Here is a 14,962-nt window from a genome sequence, read left to right as displayed (position 1 = left end):
AGGACCTGATGAGATGAGCAAGACGGTTGAATTCTTTTTCGATCTGGGCAGCCCGGCCAGCTACCTGGCGTGGACCCAGTTGCCGCGCCTGTGCGCCGAGCACGATGCGCGCCTGGTGCTGCGCCCGATGCTGCTGGGCGGGGTGTTCCAGGCCACTGGCAACAGTTCGCCGGCGATGATTCCGGCCAAGGCGCGTTACTTCTTCCGCGACCTGCATCGTCATGCCGAGCGCTATGGCGTGGCGCTGAAGTTCAGCGAGCATTTCCCGATCAATACCCTGAGCCTGATGCGCGCCGCGACTGCGGTGCAGATGCGCGAGCCCGAGCGCTTCGAGGCGTGGCTGGCGGCGATGTACCAGGCGCTGTGGGGAGAAGGGCGCAATCTGGGGGATCCGCAGGTGGTGGCCGAGGTGCTGGACAGGGCGGGGTTCGATGCCAGCGGGTTCGACGCCCAGGTGAGCGATCCCGAGGTCAAGGCGGCGCTGAAGGCGGTGACCGAGGAAGCGGTGGGTCGCGGGGTGTTCGGTGCGCCGACGTGCTTTGTCGGGGATGAGATGTTCTTCGGCCAGGATCGCCTGGGGTTCATTGCCGAGGCGTTGGCGCGCTGAGTTTTGTCGCGATCTTCCGGGCCTCATCGCTGGCAAGCCTTCGGGCTGAGCCCGGACCCTGTGGGCGCTGGCTTGCCAGCGATGAGCATAGGTATCTACACAACTTTCTGGCATGAAGATCTGCCAGGAAACCCCATGAATCTGATGCAACACGGTCCGTGTGGGAGCGGATTTATCCGCGATTGGCCGCGAAGCGGCCATAAATCCTCAGATCTCGGTGGGTCAGATACATCCGGGACTCAGGTTTTACGACGGCTTCGCCGCCGATCGCGGCGGTCCGGCGCTCCGGTGAATCCGCTCCCACACCGACCGTGTTGCATCAGATTCATGCGGGCTTCCTGGCAAATATGGTCCAGCCAAAAGATGTGTAGATACCCATGCAGCGATGAGGCCCGAAAGGTCGCAGCAGGACGAGGATCAGTTCACCTGGCTTGATCCAGCAACTCGAACAACCGCCACGCCAGCTTCACCCGCTCGCCATTCGGATAATTCCGGTTGGCCAGCAACACCACCCCGCGCTGCAACTCCGGCACGAACGCCACATAGGCGCCAAAGCCATTGGTGGCCCCGGTCTTGTTCACCCAGACCTTCGACTGCGGCGCCAGCGGCGGTCGCAACGCGCTCACCGGGGTGCCTTGCAGGGCCTGGCGGTTGTCGTTGCCGTCGATCAGGGTCTGCAGGGCCAGCGGGTAATCGTACTGCTCCCAGACCAGATCCTGGGTCATCGCGCCGCGCTGGTAATGACCACGCCGGGTGTCGTCCAGCGCCTGCTGCAGCGGTGCCGGCAATTGCAGCCGGCCCAGGTTGGCCTCGACGAAACGCAGCATGTCGCGGCTGCTGCTCTTCACCCCGTAGGCTTCGTCGGCCAGCACCCCGGGATTGACCCGTACCGGCTTGCCGTCCTTGTCGTAACCCCAGGCATACAGCGCCTGCTGTTCCGCCGGCACCCGCACGAAGGTGTGCTGGAGCCCCAGCGCCGGCAGCAATTGCTCCTGCAGGGCGCTGGCGAACGGCACCTGCAACTGCTTCGCGGTGATCACGCCGAGCATGCCGATGCTCGGATTGGCATAGGCGCGCCAGGTATCGGGGTTGTGTTGCGGTTGCCATTGCCTGAGCCAGGCCAGCAATTGCCCGTTGTCGTGGATCGCGTCGGGCAGTTGCAGGGGCATGCCGCCGTTGGTATGGGTCGCCAGGTTGAGCAGGGTCAGCTTGCCGAACGGCGTGCCGGCCAGCTCCGGCAGGTAGTCGGCGGTCTGCGCCTGCAGCGACAGCTTGCCGTCGATCGCGGCCCTGGCCGCCAGGCTGGCGCTGAAAGTCTTGCTGATCGAGCCCAGTTCGAACAGGGTGTCGCGGCTCACGGCCTGGCCACTGGCCTGGTCGGCGACGCCGAATTCGTAGAAATACTGCTTGCCGTTGTCGCTGATGGCGATCGCCAGGCCGGGGATGCCGTTGTCGCGCATGACCTGCTGCGCGGCATCGCGGACCTGCTGTTCGAGGTCGGGGCCGGCCCAGGCGAGCAGGGGGCTGGCGCAGAGCAGGAGAAGGGCGGGAAGACGCATGGAGAACATCCGGGATCGAAAAAACATGCACCCTAGCAGAACAACCAGATGCTGGCTGTACAGGCTGCAAGGGAACTCCCACCCGGTCAGACGGATCCTAGGTTGGGTAGTACCTGACTTTTTATCTCGGGCTGACCGGAGGACTCCGTCATGCGGCGTACATTGCTTGTTTCTTCATTATTGCTTTGCCTGCCTTTTGGCTCGGCGCTGGCCCGGGTCGACGCTGGCGATGTCGCCACTTCGGCGGGTGTTTCCGCGTCGCTGTATTCGACCTTCAAGGACGACAAGCGCCTGATCCCGGCCCGTGACGAGGCGTCCAGCTTCGTCGCCAGCGGTGGCGCGATCCGCGGTGCCTACCTGGAAGCGGTCCTGCAGAAGGTACGTGCCGACCACCCGGGCCTGCAGGCCAGCGATGAAGAACTGGCGCGGGCGATCCTGGTCAGCGATCACTTCGGCGACGAACGCTAACGGCGTCACGGTACGGGCGCACGCGCTGGACGTGAGCGCCAGGCTGGGCTTGACTGCACATGCCTGAGCAATTCACAAGGATAATCACATGACCAGCAATACCGTCCGCCTGCACCGTGTCTTCAAGGCACCCGTGGAGCGGGTCTATCGTGCCTTTCTCGACGCCGACGCCATGGCCAAATGGCTGCCGCCCCATGGCTTCACCTGTCACGTCGATCATCTCGACGCCCGGGTTGGCGGTACCTACAAGATGTCGTTCTGCAATTTTTCCGGCGGCCAGCGCCACGCCTTCGGCGGCGAGTACCAAGAACTCCTGCTGAACGAGCGCATTCGCTACACCGATCGTTTCGACGACCCCAACCTGCCGGGCGAGATCACCGCCACCATCACCTTCAAGAGCGTGTCGTGCGGCACCGAAGTGCATATCGTCCAGGAGGGCCTGCCGGAGGTGATCCCGCTGGAGGGCTGCTATCTGGGCTGGCAGGACTCGCTGAACCAGTTGGCCAATCTGGTGGAACCCGAAATTCCGGGTTGATGCTTCGTCAAGAGAAAAGGTGGTCGCGCTAACTTTTTGTTACTGTTTTAATGGTTGGATCCAATTTTCACCGGCGTTCCGACCATGCACGATGCCAGCCCGGCTGCCGCTTCCACCCCATCCACTGCTTCGTCCCCGCGCCGCCGCGCCCTGCTGGCGGCGTGCGGCGCGCATGCCGTCAACGACGGCCTCACCGACCTGATCTACGTGCTGCTGCCCATCTGGCAGGCCCAGTTCGGCCTGAGCTATGCGCAGATCGGTCTGATGCGCGGCGCCTATTCGGCGAGCATGGCCGGCTTCCAGTTGCTTGCCAGCCGCGCGGCACGCCGCTACGGCCGGGAAACCCTGCTGATCGGCGGCACCGCGCTGGTGGGCGTGGCCTATCTGCTGGCGGGGCAGGCCGCTGGCCTGATCGCTCTGATGGCGGCGCTGATCCTCGGCGGTCTGGGCGCCAGTACCCAGCATCCACTGGCCTCGTCGCTGGTCAGCGATACCCACGAACCGGGCCGCCAGGTCAAGCAGGCGCTGTCGCAGTACAACTTCGCCGGCGATATCGGCAAGACCCTGATCCCGGCGCTGGTGGGGCTGTCGCTGACGGTGATGAGCTGGCGCCTCAGCGTCAGCCTGGCCGGCGTGCTCGGCCTGCTGGCGGCGCTGGCGATGTACCTGTTGATCCCGCGCAACGTCGAGCGCCATGCGCTGGCCACGGGCAAGGCGGGGGCCGGGGAGGGCAGCGGTTCGGCCAGTGGGCTGCGTGCGCTGCTGGCCACCGGTTTTCTCGACAGTGCGGTGCGCATGGGTTTTCTCACCTTCCTGCCGTTTTTGCTCAGCGACAAGGGCGCCGGTACCGCCGGTATTGGCCTGGCCCTGACCCTGCTGTTCATCGGTGGTGCCTTCGGCAAGCTGATCTGTGGCTACCTCGGCGCGCGCATCGGCCTGCTGAAGACGGTCTGGCTCAGCGAATCGCTGACCGCGGCGGCGATCGTCGCCGCGGTGTTCCTGCCGCTGACCGCGATGATGATCCTGCTGCCGCTGCTGGGCCTGGTGCTCAATGGCACGTCGTCGGTGCTGTATGGCGTGGTGCCGGAGCTGGCGGCCGCGGGCCGTCGCGAACAGGCGTTCGCCCTGTTCTATACCGGCACCATCGGCGGCGGGGCACTGGCGCCCATCGTCTTCGGGCACCTGGGCGATGTCAGCGGGGTGCCGCTGGCATTGACGGCGCTGGCGGCGACCCTGCTGTTGACCCTGCCCCTGACCTGGTACGTCGAGCGCGGCCTGGAGGGGTGAACCTCAGTCTTGCGGCAGCCCGGCGAGGGCTTTGCGCAGGGTTTCGGCATCACTGAACGAGCGTTTCGCCACCAGCGTGCCGTTGTCCAGTTGCAGCCATTGCACCTGGCCCGGCGCCACGGCATATGCAGGCACCACCTGGCCTTCGCGGTCGAGGATCACGCGGTAGCTGTAGTCGCGCATCTTGGGAATGGCGAACAGCTTGCCGATCAGCGCCGGCATGCCCTGGATATCGGCGACGAAGGCGGCATGCCGGGCTTCCAGCCAGCCCTTGGGCTGCTCGGCCAGCGCGGCCTTGACCAGTTTCGCTCCGTCCATGTCGGCGGCGGCCAGCAGCACCCGGGTGCTGGCGTCGAGGGCGAAGGTGTGGTCGTGCTGGTCAGCGAGGGTGAAGGGCGTCAGGCGCTCGCCGACTTCGGCGGCGTTGGCCATGAAGGGCAGCAGGCCCAGCAGCAGTACGCAGGCAGCTTTCACGAGTCGAATCCTTGCAATGTGAGGGGAGGAGATACAGCAGTCGCGCAGCATAGCAAGCGCGGGTGCTTCAGGCATGCGGCACGCTGCCGCCCCGGCCCAGTTCCCCCGGCGACAGGCCGAACAGGCGGCGAAACGCGGCGCTGAACGCCGACAGCGAATCGTAGCCGCAGGCCAGGGCGACATCGGTGACCCGCTCGCCGCGCTCCAGCGCCGGCAGCGCACTGGCCAGGCGCATGCGCTGACGCCAGGTGCGGTAGGTCATGCCGGTTTCCTTGAGGAACAAGCGGCTCAGGGTCTTTTCGCTGACCCCGGCCTTGCGGCTGGCATCGCCGAGGCCGAGCGGCTCGTGGGGACGCGCCTGGGCCTTGCGGCACAGCGCGCGCAAGCGCGCATCGCGGGGCTGGGGCAGGACCAGGTCGAGCTCGTCGGCCACCCGCAGGCGATCCACCAACACCTCGACCAGTCGCCCGTCGGCACTGTCGCGGTCGTATTCCACCGGCAGCTCGCCAAAGGCGCGGATCAGCTCGCGCAGCAACGGGTCGACCGCGATCACCCGCAGATCCGCCGTGGGCCACAGCTGCAGCGCGGGGTCGAGGTAGAGGCTGCGGATACAGGCGCCCGGGGTGCATTGCACGCGGTGCATCAGGCGCGGCGCAATCCATACCGCGCGGTGCGGCGGCACCACCAGGCGGGCGTTGTCGGTGTGCACCTGCAGTACCCCGTGCAGGGCGTGGGACAACTGCCCCCAGGGGTGCCGATGGCGGTAGTCCAGGGCGATGTTCGGCAGGCTCGCGCGCTGGCCATAGAGCGGGCGCGGCAGGCTGGGCAGATCGTCCAGGTGGAGCGGGTTGTGTCCATTCGACGACATTGCTGGCGTTCTCGCGTTAGTCGGAAAGGCCGCGACACCTTATCGTCTCCACCGTCCCCACCACAACCAGACGGAAACCGGCAATGAGGCACCTGCGCGCACTGTTCGACCATTTCACCCTGGCCCTGCTCGCGGTCATCGCCGTCGCCACCTGGCTGCCGGCGTCCGGTGTCGGCGCGGCGTTCTTCAGCGGCCTGACCCACCTGGCCATCGCCCTGCTGTTCTTCCTGCATGGCGCCAGGCTGTCCCGCGAGGCGGTGATCGCCGGTGCCGGGCACTGGCGTCTGCATCTGCTGGTGTTCGCCTGCACCTTCGTCCTTTTTCCTGTGCTGGGCCTGCTGCTCAAACCGCTGATCCTGCCGCTGGTGGGCGATGCCCTGTACCTGGGCGTGCTCTACCTGTGCGCCTTGCCGGCCACGGTGCAATCGGCGATCGCCTTCACCTCGCTGGCCCGTGGCAATGTCCCGGCGGCGATCTGCAGCGCGGCGGCGTCGAGCCTGCTGGGGATCGTGCTGACGCCATTGCTGGTGATGCTGCTGATGGGCGTGGACGGTGCCGGCGGTTCGCAGCTGGATGCGCTGCTGGCGATCGTCCTGCAACTGCTGGTGCCCTTCGTCGCCGGGCAACTGGCGCGCCGCTGGATCGGCGCCTGGGTCACGCGCAATGGCGGGTGGCTGAAGTCGGTGGACCAGGGCTCGATCCTGCTGGTGGTGTATACGGCGTTCAGCGATGCGGTGCTCAGTGGCCTGTGGCAATCGGTGTCGCCGTCGCGCCTGCTGGGCCTGACGCTGGTGTGTTGCGGCCTGCTCGCGCTGGTGCTGTGCCTGACCCGCGGCTTGGGGCGCTGGCTGGGCTTGAGTGTCGAGGACCGCATCACGCTGCTGTTCGCCGCGTCGAAGAAGAGCATGGCCACCGGGGTGCCGATGGCGCAGTTGCTGTTCGCCGGGAGCACGCTGGGGGTGCTGATCCTGCCGTTGATGCTGTTTCACCAGATTCAGCTGATGGTCTGCGCGGTACTCGCGCAGCGCTACGCCCGGCGGGAGTGACGGGGCCTCAGCGGCGGCGCTGGTACAGCCAGGCGTACAGGCCCAGATTGACCAGCAGCACGCCGATCCCCAGCCCCACCTGGATCCCCGGTGTGAGCCCCGCCGGGTAGATCACCGGCAACAGGTAATGCTCGATGAATCCCTGCGCATAACCCTGTTCCCCGGCCGCCTGGCGCATGCGGTTTTCCCAGGCGGTCAACGGGCAGGGCCAGTGCATCACTTCCACCAGAAAGGCCCAGCCCGCCGCCGGCAGGTGCAGCCAGCACAGGCGTGGCCACTTGAAGAGCAACCCAGCGCCGCCGACGGCGAACAGGATGAACAGCAGGTGCAGCAGGACCAGGCCATCGGCGGCGATGCGGTAGAGCATGGCGACTCCTTACGGGTCCACGAGGGTTGCTTGCTCGCTGGGCATGGGCAGCGATTGATCACCGGCGATCTGGCGCACCCGCTCGACAATCCAGCGGGCATTGTGCGGCAGTTTGCGCCCGCGCACGTAAGGCGCTCGCGGAAACGGCGAGGCCTTGGTCGCGGCGCGGGTCTTGCCGGCCATGTTCAGCGCTGGCGGGGGCGGCGAATGTTGCGGCGCGCTGTCGGCATCGGCAGGCGGAACCTGCGGATCGATGCCGTACATCCAGCGCAGACGGCGAATCTGCCAGGCGGCGTCGCTCAGCGGGCGCTGGATGTAGTACTTGATGCGGCCGTACTGGTCGAAGATCAGCGTGCCGGCGCCGTAGACGGTCACTTCGTCTATCGGCTTCATCCAGTCCGGGCGCGCCTGGCGGAACACCGAGCGGAACTCGGAGCCGAACAGCCTGAGCTCGCTGACGAATTCGCAGACGGTCTCGCGCAGGATGAAGCCGTCCGGGCCGAAGCGCAGGCTCGGACGCACGGAAAGCACCTGGGTCTGCGCGCGTTCATCGATCTTCAGCACGCCGCGGTTTTCCCGGAGGAAGCGGAAGACTTCCTCGGTGTCGCGCAGCATCGAATCGAAATGACAGTGCTGGTAGCGCACCTTGTCGTTGTCACCGAAGGTCAGCCAGCAACCGTCTTCGTCGGTACGCTCGGCGGGTACCTGGATGCCATACGCGGCGAAACTGTCGCGAATGATCCGCCGGTAGCTGTAGCGCGAGTCGTCGGGCGCCACCTCGGCGTCGACGGTGAGCAGCGCCGCGAGGTAGTCGCCGAATTCCAGGTCCAGCGGCGGCGAATAGTCGAGTGCGCGGATGGCGATGGTCAGCAACTGGTCGGCGGCCTTGACGCCTTCATCGATCACGGCGTCGAGGCTGTAGAGATCGCTGCCGAAGCGGCCGAGGGTGGCGCAGCGTGCCACCCACAGTTCGAGCATGGCGCGCAGCATGGCCGCGGCGAAGATCTCGCCGCGCCGGTGCGGATCGGCGTACTCGACGCTGTCCAGCAAGGTGCTGGACGGGGGGATGCGCACCGAGCGCCGCAGCGGGTTGGCGCGCACGCCGCTGATGGCCCCGCCGAACTGCTCGCCGAGGCCGAACAGCAGGGTTTCGGCCAGGGCGTCGTGGCTCAGCGCGGCGCCGTCGATCAGGCGGATGCCGTCCTCGTCATGGCTGGCCGGGCAACGCTGCCCGGTCAGGGCGAAAGCGATGACCTCACGCAGGGAGAACATCGAGAGCAATGCCACGACATCGCTGAAGCCTTCGTGGAACGCCGCCTGGTCCGGGCCGGAGGCCTGCACCAGGCCGCCGCGCAGTCCATCGAGGATGGCGTGGGTGGTTTCGTGCACCACGATGTCGTGAGACAGGCAGGTGAATACCCACTCCTCGCCGTCGTGGAGGTAACCGAACATCAGCGCGTGGTCATCCCGGGAATAGAACGCGTTGGCCTCGGTGAAGGCGTGCGGGACGATGTGCAGTTGATGACCGTCGAAGCCCCAGGGCACCCGCCGGCCCAAGGCCAGTTCGAAGCGCGCCAGGGTGCGCATGACCACCGCGTAGACGTGCTGGCAGTGGAAGTTCGGATCGCCCAGCAGACAGCCATTGGCTGCGGCGAAGGGGTCGGCGGCCCTGTCGCCGCTCGTTTGCAGGTAAGGGTGCGGAAGGTACAGGCGATCGCTCGAAGCGTCGAAGTCGACCACCTTGAGCCGGTATCCGTTCGGCCCGTCGCCCAGCCACTCAAGGGGCACGCTGACCCTGGCGAACAGGGGCTGGCCCGGCGTGCTTTCGATCGCCGGGTCTTGGGCGATGATGGTGAAGGTCTGGGTATTCGCTTTCACTGCCATGTGACGGTACTCCTCGGTTCAGTCCGTTGAGCCTGGCGTTTTCCCCTGTTTCAGCCATTGGCGAAAGCGCGAAGCGTTTCACCCTCCATTCGGTAGCGCACCCGACCGTCCAGGGCTTCGGCGCCGAGAGAGCGGTAGAAATCGATGGCTGGCTGGTTCCAGTCCAGCACGGTCCATTCGAAGCGCGCGCAGTCGTGCTCGCAGGCCAGTCGGGCCAGATGGCGCAGCAGTTGCGTGCCGGCACCGGTACCGCGGGCCTGTGGCGTGACGTAGAGATCTTCCAGATAGATCCCGCGGCGGCCGACCCAGGTGGAATAGCTGAAGAAGTACACGGCGAAACCGATCGTCTGGCCGTCGTGTTCAGCGATCAACGCTTTGGCGGTGCTGTCTTCGCTGAACAGGCCGCGCTGGATATCGTCGAGGGTGGCGACCACCTCATGGCGGGCACGCTGGTAGTCGGCCAGTTCGGTGATGAACGCGAGGATTTGCGTGGCGTCTTCGCGGCGGGCGGGGCGGATCTGCAGCGACATGGCGGGTATCCGGTAGGCAAAGGGTGGCGACATCGTAGTGCAGATCCGCCGTGGCAGTAAGCGACGCCACCTGGATCGCAGGCATAACAGTGTGGTGTACCTGCGGAATAATGGGGAACTGTATCGATCGGGGGCCAGGCTTTCCCGGTAGGGTTGATCCATAACTCGAACGATCCGCCCCACCAGGAATGCCTGCCATGTTGCTTACCTCCCTCAACCTGCTTTCAGCCTTCGTGCTGTTCGCTTTCGTTTCGTCCATCACACCCGGCCCGAACAACACCATGCTGCTCGCGTCCGGAGTCAACTTCGGCGTGCGTCGCAGCGTGCCGCACGCCCTGGGGGTAAGCATCGGTTTCATGCTGATGGTGCTGGCGGTGGGCCTTGGCCTGGGTGAAGTGTTCAAGGTCTACCCGGCGATCTACTCCGTGCTGCGTTACGCTGGGGCCGCCTATCTGCTGTACCTGGCGTGGAAGATCGCCACGTCCGGGCCGATGGCAGCGGACGGTCCGCAAAGCCGCAAGCCCCTGAGCTTCCTCGGCGCGGCGGCGTTCCAGTGGGTCAACCCCAAGGCCTGGGTGATGGCGGTGGGGGCGATCACCACCTACACCCCGGCCCAGGGATACCTGGTGAATGTCGTCGTCATTGCCCTGGTGTTCTGCCTGGTCAACCTGCCGGCGGTGTGCGTCTGGGTCATGTTCGGCAGTGCCTTGCGCCGGGTCTTGCAGAATCCCCGCTGGCTTCGGCTGTTTAACCTGCTGATGGCGGCCCTGCTGGTGCTTTCTCTGTATCCGCTGCTGTTTGTAGAATCGGGTTTTTCCTGACTCCCGCTGCGAGCCCCGATGGAACTGATCCCCTGGACGCATGATTGCGCCGAACACTTCACCTTGCGCGGCTGGCGTTCGCCGGCCAGTGGCAAGCCGCTGCTGCATTTCATCCACGGCAACGGTTTCTGCTGCCTGGCCTACCAGCCGCTGCTGGAATTGCTCGCCGAGCATTTCGACCTGTGGCTGAGCGATGTCCAGGGGCATGGCGACAGCGATCACGGCGGCGCCTTCGTCGGCTGGAACCGCAGCGCCGAACTGGCCCTGGAAGCGTTCGCCGCCGGTCGCGGGGAGTATGGCGATGTCCCGTGCTTCGCCGTCGGGCACAGCTTCGGCGGAGTGCTCACCGGGCTGATGCTCGATCGCGCGCCGCGGCTGTTCCAGCGCGCGGTGCTGCTCGACCCGGTGGTGTTCAGCCGCTCGATGATCGGGGTCATGGGCGTGGCCAGCTGGTTCGGCATGCACCGTCGCCACGGCCTCGCGCGCAAGGCGGCGACGCGCCGCAGCTACTGGCCGGACCGCCAGGCCGCGCATGATTCGCTGCACGCCCGCGGCATCTTCAAGGGCTGGAGCGAGGCGGCACTGCAGGCCTATGTGGATCACGCCATCGGCGAGTGCGGCGAAGGCGTGGTGCTCAAATGCCGGCCGAGCCGCGAGGTGGAAATATTCAGCTCGTTCCCGCAACGCATGTGGGCATCCTTGTCACGAGTGCAGACCCCGACCCTGGTATTGCATGGCGAACGCACCTACCCCTTCGTGCCGCTGTCGCTGGCGCGCTGGGCCCGCCTCAATGCTCAGGTCGAACCGCGCAAGGTGGCCGGGGGGCATTGCTTCATGCAGGAAGACCCGCGGGAAAGCGCCCGGCAGATCGAAGCCTGGCTGTTGCAGGGCCGCGAGCCGCAGTTCAAGTCGGCTTGATCGTCCCATCAGTAGAACGCTGAGGGCTTTTTTCGCCAGCTACCGCCTTTTTCGTTGCATGGGTATTGTGGCTCCCATGCAACGAGGAGGTTTCTCATGAAGAAGATTCAAGGCATCTACAACAGCCCGCCGGCCCACTGGGTCGGCGATGGTTTCCCGGTGCGCAGCCTGTTCAGCTACGACGACCTGGCCCGGCACATCAGCCCGTTCCTGCTGCTGGACTATGCCGGACCGCAGCATTTCCCGGCGACCAGTGCCCGTCGTGGGGTGGGTCAGCATCCGCATCGTGGTTTCGAAACGGTGACCATCGTCTACCAGGGCGAACTGGAACACCGCGACTCCACCGGCGCCGGTGGCCTGATCGGTCCGGGCGATGTGCAATGGATGACCGCCGCGGGCGGGATCATCCATGAAGAGTTCCATGCGCCGTCGTTCGCCAGGCGCGGCGGCATGCTGGAAATGGTCCAGCTCTGGGTCAATCTGCCGGCGAAGGACAAATCCGCGCCGGCGGGCTACCAGACCTTGCTCGACGCGGACATTCCGCGCGTGGCGCTGGCTGACGAGGCTGGCAGTCTGCGGGTGATCGCCGGGCAGTACCTGGAGCATGCCGGGCCGGCGCGGACCTTCACCGCGATGGATGTCTGGGATGTGCGACTGGCGGCCGGCAAGTCCCTGCGTGTGCCGGGTGGCGAAGGGCGCAACGCGGCGCTGGTGGTGCTGCACGGCAGCGTGCGGGTCAATGGCGGCAAGGCCGTCGGCGCGGCGCAACTGGTGCTGTTCGAGCGTGACGGCGCCGAGGTGCTGATCGAAGCCGACAGCGAAGCCAAGCTGCTCTGGCTCAGTGGCGAGCCGCTGGATGAGCCGATCGTGGGGTATGGGCCGTTCGTGATGAACAGCCAGGACGAGATCGTCCAGGCATTCGATGACTTCCAGGCCGGGAAGTTTGGGCGGATGCAGGGGTAGGGCCTGTCTTGAGTCTTGCAGCGCTGATCTGGAGGGCGCTGCAAGGCTCATTTGCTCAACCGCCAACTCACCTCGCTGATCCCGTAGCGCTCCGCCACCGGCCGGGTCACTTTCTTGACTTTCTCCCGCTCGTAGCGGCCGATCCTGCCCACCCCGGCATCGCAACTGGCCCAGTGCCAGGCCTCGGCGTTGTCCATGGTTTCGGCACGGATGATGAAGGAGTGGGGCGTGCCATTGAGGCAATAGTCGATGACGAAGAGTTTGGCGTTGATCATGGAGCGGGAAAGTCCTTTCTCGGGTTGGTTTGCGCTCAGCTCTAACCCTATGAAAACAACGGGGCGCAAAAAGTTTGGCCGGAGCGGGGTAATGACGGACCAACGGTACCCCGCGACCTTTCGTCCGACACCCGCGACATCCGCCTGAACCCCTGCCGCCCCGGCACTCTCCCATCACTCAAGACGTACAGGTTGCGACGGCAGGCAGTGATGCTCGGCTTCAATGGGGCAAGCGCTGGCAAATGGCTTTTTTCAATTGGATTCCGGCGCCGGGCAGGTTCTGACTTGGACGGCCATCCCTGTCAACCGGAGGGTTGAATCATGCCCATGAATGGTGTGTGTGATCTTGAATTGCGCCAAATGATCGAGGGGGCGTTCCTCCCCGATCACTGCGAGGTCAGTTGCGCGGACGGCCTGACGCTGACCTTGCACTTTCCCGCCGATGCCCAGCGCGCGGCGATGACCGTCAGCGATGTCCACCTCGGTGCGCTGCCCGACTGCCGGGCCCTTGCGGAGCTGGTGACGCGGGTACGCCATGAGCGCGAGCAGCAGGCGCTGAAGCCTGGGGCCGCGACGCGCCTGATGAGCGGACGCTAACCCGTCACTGCAGTTCCAGACGCAGTTGCAGGCTGCCGTCATGGCACTGCCGGGATGACTGCACGATGCCCCGGCAGGTGTGTCCACGCCAGATGAACACCAGGGTGTGCGCATGCTCCAGGCGTGGCGGCAGGGGTGGGGTGACCTGCAGCTGGATACCGGGTTGACCATTGATATTCAGGGCTTCCAGTTGCACCTGGCACTCGGCGCTCTGGGTCGAGACACCGAACAGCGTGTCGCGGGTGAAGTCGATCTGCAGTGTCTGTGGTCGAGGAGAGATGGCCGCGGGCATGAGGATTCACCTCCTTGGGACGCTCAGATACTGGCTGATGGACGTTAGACCACGTAACCTTGGTTTTATCCGCGAAAGATTTCCCCCTCCGATCGCCCACCCGAGGCGAACGCAGCGCCCCATACCCCGTTTTGACGATGTCCCCACGGCCCGCCCGCCGTATACCTGAGCGGGTTATTTCTCCTGGAGGCATTCGCAGTGAAACAAGCTCCCCCTTATGTACCCGGTCACCAGTTGCTGGCCGGCAAGTCGGTCCTGATCACCGCCGCCGCCGGTGCCGGCATCGGCTATTCGGCGGCCCGGCGCAGTGCCGAGGAAGGCTGCCGGGCGCTGATGATCTCCGATGTCCATCCGCGTCGCCTGGAAGAGGCGGTCGCGCGGCTGAAGGCGGAAACCGGCCTGGAGGCCATCCACGGCCAGTTGTGCGACGTCACCGTCGAAGCGCAGGTCCAGGCCCTGGTCGAGGCCGCCGAACAGCAACTGGGTGGTGTCGACGTGCTGATCAACAATGCCGGCCTCGGCGGGCAGAAGTCGGTGGTGCAGATGAGCGACGAGGAATGGACGAGGGTGCTCGACGTCACCCTCACCGGCACCTTCCGCATGACCCGCGCCATGCTCCCGCACATGCAGCGGCGCGGCGCCGGGGCCATCGTCAACAACGCCTCGGTGCTCGGCTGGCGGGCGCAGAAGGAGCAGGCCCACTACGCCGCGGCCAAGGCCGGGGTGATGGCGCTGACCCGCTGCAGTGCCCTGGAGGCCGCCGAGCACGGCGTGCGCATCAACGCGGTGTCGCCGTCCATCGCCCTGCATGACTTCCTCAAGAAGGCCTCCAGCGAGGAACTGCTGGCCAGTCTCGCCGGGCGCGAAGCCTTTGGCCGCGCGGCGGAGGTCTGGGAGGTGGCCAATGTGATGATGTTCCTCGCCAGCGACTATGCCTCGTACATGGTCGGCGAAGTGCTCTCCGTCAGCTCGCAACAGGCCTGAAGGAGATCGACATGAGCCACGTCTTCAGCAGCGCCCGTGCCTTGCTCGATGCCCAGGGCCTGGACCTCGGCCACACCGACTGGCTGCCGATCAGCCAGCAACGCATCGACCTGTTCGCCGAGGCCACCGGCGATCACCAGTGGATTCACGTCGATCCCGAGCGTGCCGCCAGCGGCCCGTTCGGCGCGTGCATCGCCCATGGCTACCTGACCCAGTCCCTGGCCAACCTGTTCCTGCCGCAGTTGATGACCCTGGAAAACATGGCCATGGGCGTCAACTACGGCTCCGACCGTGTGCGCTTTCCGGCAGCGGTGCGGGTCGGCTCGCGGGTCCGCGGGCATGGCCTGATCCTGCGCGTGGAAGCGCTGGGCGAGGCGGTGCAGGCCGTGGTCCGGGTCAGCGTCGAGATCGAGGGCGAAAGCCGTCCGGGCTGCGTGATCGACACCATCAGCCGCTACACCTTCAATCCCCTGTTCGAGTGAACTGT

At 65.8% G+C, this 14,962-nt stretch carries 19 protein-coding genes; 11 read left to right on the top strand and 8 right to left on the bottom strand.

Annotated elements, in window-relative coordinates:
• The first annotated feature begins 13 nt into the window (after positions 1 to 13).
• Positions 14 to 607: a 2-hydroxychromene-2-carboxylate isomerase gene (locus CHB99_RS25745; protein ID WP_042128654.1), complete on the top strand. Its 594-nt coding sequence runs from the start codon at positions 14 to 16 to the stop codon at positions 605 to 607.
• Positions 608 to 1,029: 422 nt separating this feature from the next.
• Here the strand turns inward: CHB99_RS25745 and ampC are convergent, their stop codons facing one another.
• Positions 1,030 to 2,166 (bottom strand): class C beta-lactamase, encoded by a 1,137-nt coding sequence (gene ampC / locus CHB99_RS25740; protein ID WP_042128656.1) that lies wholly within the window; start codon positions 2,164 to 2,166, stop codon positions 1,030 to 1,032.
• Positions 2,167 to 2,316: 150 nt separating this feature from the next.
• Here ampC and CHB99_RS25735 point away from each other — a divergent pair, with 150 nt between their 5' ends.
• From CHB99_RS25735 to CHB99_RS25725, 3 genes are all read left to right on the top strand, one after another.
• Positions 2,317 to 2,634, top strand: coding sequence for a DUF2388 domain-containing protein (locus CHB99_RS25735; RefSeq protein WP_042128658.1), 318 nt, complete (start codon positions 2,317 to 2,319; stop codon positions 2,632 to 2,634).
• 88 nt (positions 2,635 to 2,722) lie between these two features.
• A complete protein-coding gene (locus CHB99_RS25730) occupies positions 2,723 to 3,169 on the top strand; it encodes an SRPBCC family protein (RefSeq protein WP_042128660.1) in 447 nt (148 codons plus the stop codon).
• Between the two features lie 84 nt (positions 3,170 to 3,253).
• Positions 3,254 to 4,456, top strand: coding sequence for an MFS transporter (locus CHB99_RS25725; protein ID WP_042128662.1), 1,203 nt, complete (start codon positions 3,254 to 3,256; stop codon positions 4,454 to 4,456).
• 3 nt (positions 4,457 to 4,459) lie between these two features.
• Here CHB99_RS25725 and CHB99_RS25720 read toward each other — a convergent pair whose 3' ends face one another.
• Both CHB99_RS25720 and CHB99_RS25715 read right to left on the bottom strand, forming a co-directional pair.
• Positions 4,460 to 4,930, bottom strand: a complete 471-nt coding sequence (locus tag CHB99_RS25720) for a hypothetical protein (RefSeq protein WP_042128664.1) — start codon at positions 4,928 to 4,930, stop codon at positions 4,460 to 4,462.
• Between the two features lie 67 nt (positions 4,931 to 4,997).
• Positions 4,998 to 5,798, bottom strand: a complete 801-nt coding sequence (locus CHB99_RS25715; RefSeq protein WP_042128666.1) for an AraC family transcriptional regulator — start codon at positions 5,796 to 5,798, stop codon at positions 4,998 to 5,000.
• 83 nt (positions 5,799 to 5,881) lie between these two features.
• On the opposite strand from CHB99_RS25715, the gene CHB99_RS25710 reads away from it, so the two are divergent.
• Complete coding sequence (locus CHB99_RS25710) at positions 5,882 to 6,844, top strand: bile acid:sodium symporter family protein (RefSeq protein WP_042128667.1); 963 nt, start codon at positions 5,882 to 5,884, stop codon at positions 6,842 to 6,844.
• 7 nt (positions 6,845 to 6,851) lie between these two features.
• Here CHB99_RS25710 and CHB99_RS25705 read toward each other — a convergent pair whose 3' ends face one another.
• The 3 genes from CHB99_RS25705 to CHB99_RS25695 are packed head-to-tail and all read right to left on the bottom strand — an operon-like array spanning position 6,852 to position 9,625.
• Complete coding sequence (locus tag CHB99_RS25705; protein ID WP_042128669.1) at positions 6,852 to 7,211, bottom strand: DUF2784 domain-containing protein; 360 nt, start codon at positions 7,209 to 7,211, stop codon at positions 6,852 to 6,854.
• A gap of 9 nt (positions 7,212 to 7,220) precedes the next feature.
• Positions 7,221 to 9,095, bottom strand: coding sequence for a gluzincin family metallopeptidase (locus CHB99_RS25700; protein ID WP_174446759.1), 1,875 nt, complete (start codon positions 9,093 to 9,095; stop codon positions 7,221 to 7,223).
• Positions 9,096 to 9,145: 50 nt separating this feature from the next.
• On the bottom strand, positions 9,146 to 9,625 hold the full coding sequence (locus CHB99_RS25695; RefSeq protein WP_042128671.1) for a GNAT family N-acetyltransferase: 480 nt from the start codon (positions 9,623 to 9,625) through the stop codon (positions 9,146 to 9,148).
• A gap of 188 nt (positions 9,626 to 9,813) precedes the next feature.
• Here CHB99_RS25695 and CHB99_RS25690 point away from each other — a divergent pair, with 188 nt between their 5' ends.
• The 3 genes from CHB99_RS25690 to CHB99_RS25680 all read left to right on the top strand — a co-directional run bounded on the left by CHB99_RS25690 (position 9,814) and on the right by CHB99_RS25680 (position 12,327).
• On the top strand, positions 9,814 to 10,446 hold the full coding sequence (locus CHB99_RS25690) for a LysE family translocator (protein ID WP_042128673.1): 633 nt from the start codon (positions 9,814 to 9,816) through the stop codon (positions 10,444 to 10,446).
• An 18-nt stretch (positions 10,447 to 10,464) separates the two neighbouring features.
• Positions 10,465 to 11,364: an alpha/beta fold hydrolase gene (locus CHB99_RS25685; RefSeq protein WP_042128675.1), complete on the top strand. Its 900-nt coding sequence runs from the start codon at positions 10,465 to 10,467 to the stop codon at positions 11,362 to 11,364.
• Positions 11,365 to 11,460: 96 nt separating this feature from the next.
• Positions 11,461 to 12,327, top strand: coding sequence for a pirin family protein (locus CHB99_RS25680; RefSeq protein ID WP_042128677.1), 867 nt, complete (start codon positions 11,461 to 11,463; stop codon positions 12,325 to 12,327).
• A gap of 47 nt (positions 12,328 to 12,374) precedes the next feature.
• Here CHB99_RS25680 and CHB99_RS25675 read toward each other — a convergent pair whose 3' ends face one another.
• Positions 12,375 to 12,602 (bottom strand): DUF6555 family protein, encoded by a 228-nt coding sequence (locus tag CHB99_RS25675; protein WP_042128679.1) that lies wholly within the window; start codon positions 12,600 to 12,602, stop codon positions 12,375 to 12,377.
• A 321-nt stretch (positions 12,603 to 12,923) separates the two neighbouring features.
• Between CHB99_RS25675 and CHB99_RS25670 the strand changes: the two genes are divergently transcribed.
• Positions 12,924 to 13,199: a DUF1652 domain-containing protein gene (locus tag CHB99_RS25670; protein ID WP_042128681.1), complete on the top strand. Its 276-nt coding sequence runs from the start codon at positions 12,924 to 12,926 to the stop codon at positions 13,197 to 13,199.
• A gap of 4 nt (positions 13,200 to 13,203) precedes the next feature.
• Here the strand turns inward: CHB99_RS25670 and CHB99_RS25665 are convergent, their stop codons facing one another.
• Entirely contained in the window at positions 13,204 to 13,491 is a 288-nt protein-coding gene (locus tag CHB99_RS25665) for a hypothetical protein (RefSeq protein ID WP_052419532.1), read from the bottom strand.
• A gap of 198 nt (positions 13,492 to 13,689) precedes the next feature.
• Between CHB99_RS25665 and CHB99_RS25660 the strand changes: the two genes are divergently transcribed.
• Together CHB99_RS25660 and CHB99_RS25655 are read left to right on the top strand one after the other, a co-directional pair.
• Complete coding sequence (locus CHB99_RS25660) at positions 13,690 to 14,475, top strand: SDR family oxidoreductase (RefSeq protein ID WP_042128685.1); 786 nt, start codon at positions 13,690 to 13,692, stop codon at positions 14,473 to 14,475.
• A gap of 11 nt (positions 14,476 to 14,486) precedes the next feature.
• Positions 14,487 to 14,957 (top strand): MaoC family dehydratase, encoded by a 471-nt coding sequence (locus CHB99_RS25655; protein ID WP_042128687.1) that lies wholly within the window; start codon positions 14,487 to 14,489, stop codon positions 14,955 to 14,957.
• Positions 14,958 to 14,962 lie beyond the last annotated feature (5 nt).

It is taken from the genome of Pseudomonas japonica (genome assembly GCF_900188455.1).
Lineage (GTDB): Bacteria > Pseudomonadota > Gammaproteobacteria > Pseudomonadales > Pseudomonadaceae > Aquipseudomonas > Aquipseudomonas japonica.
Note: the sequence above shows the minus strand (reverse complement) of the source record. Positions and strands in the feature narration are given on the sequence as shown.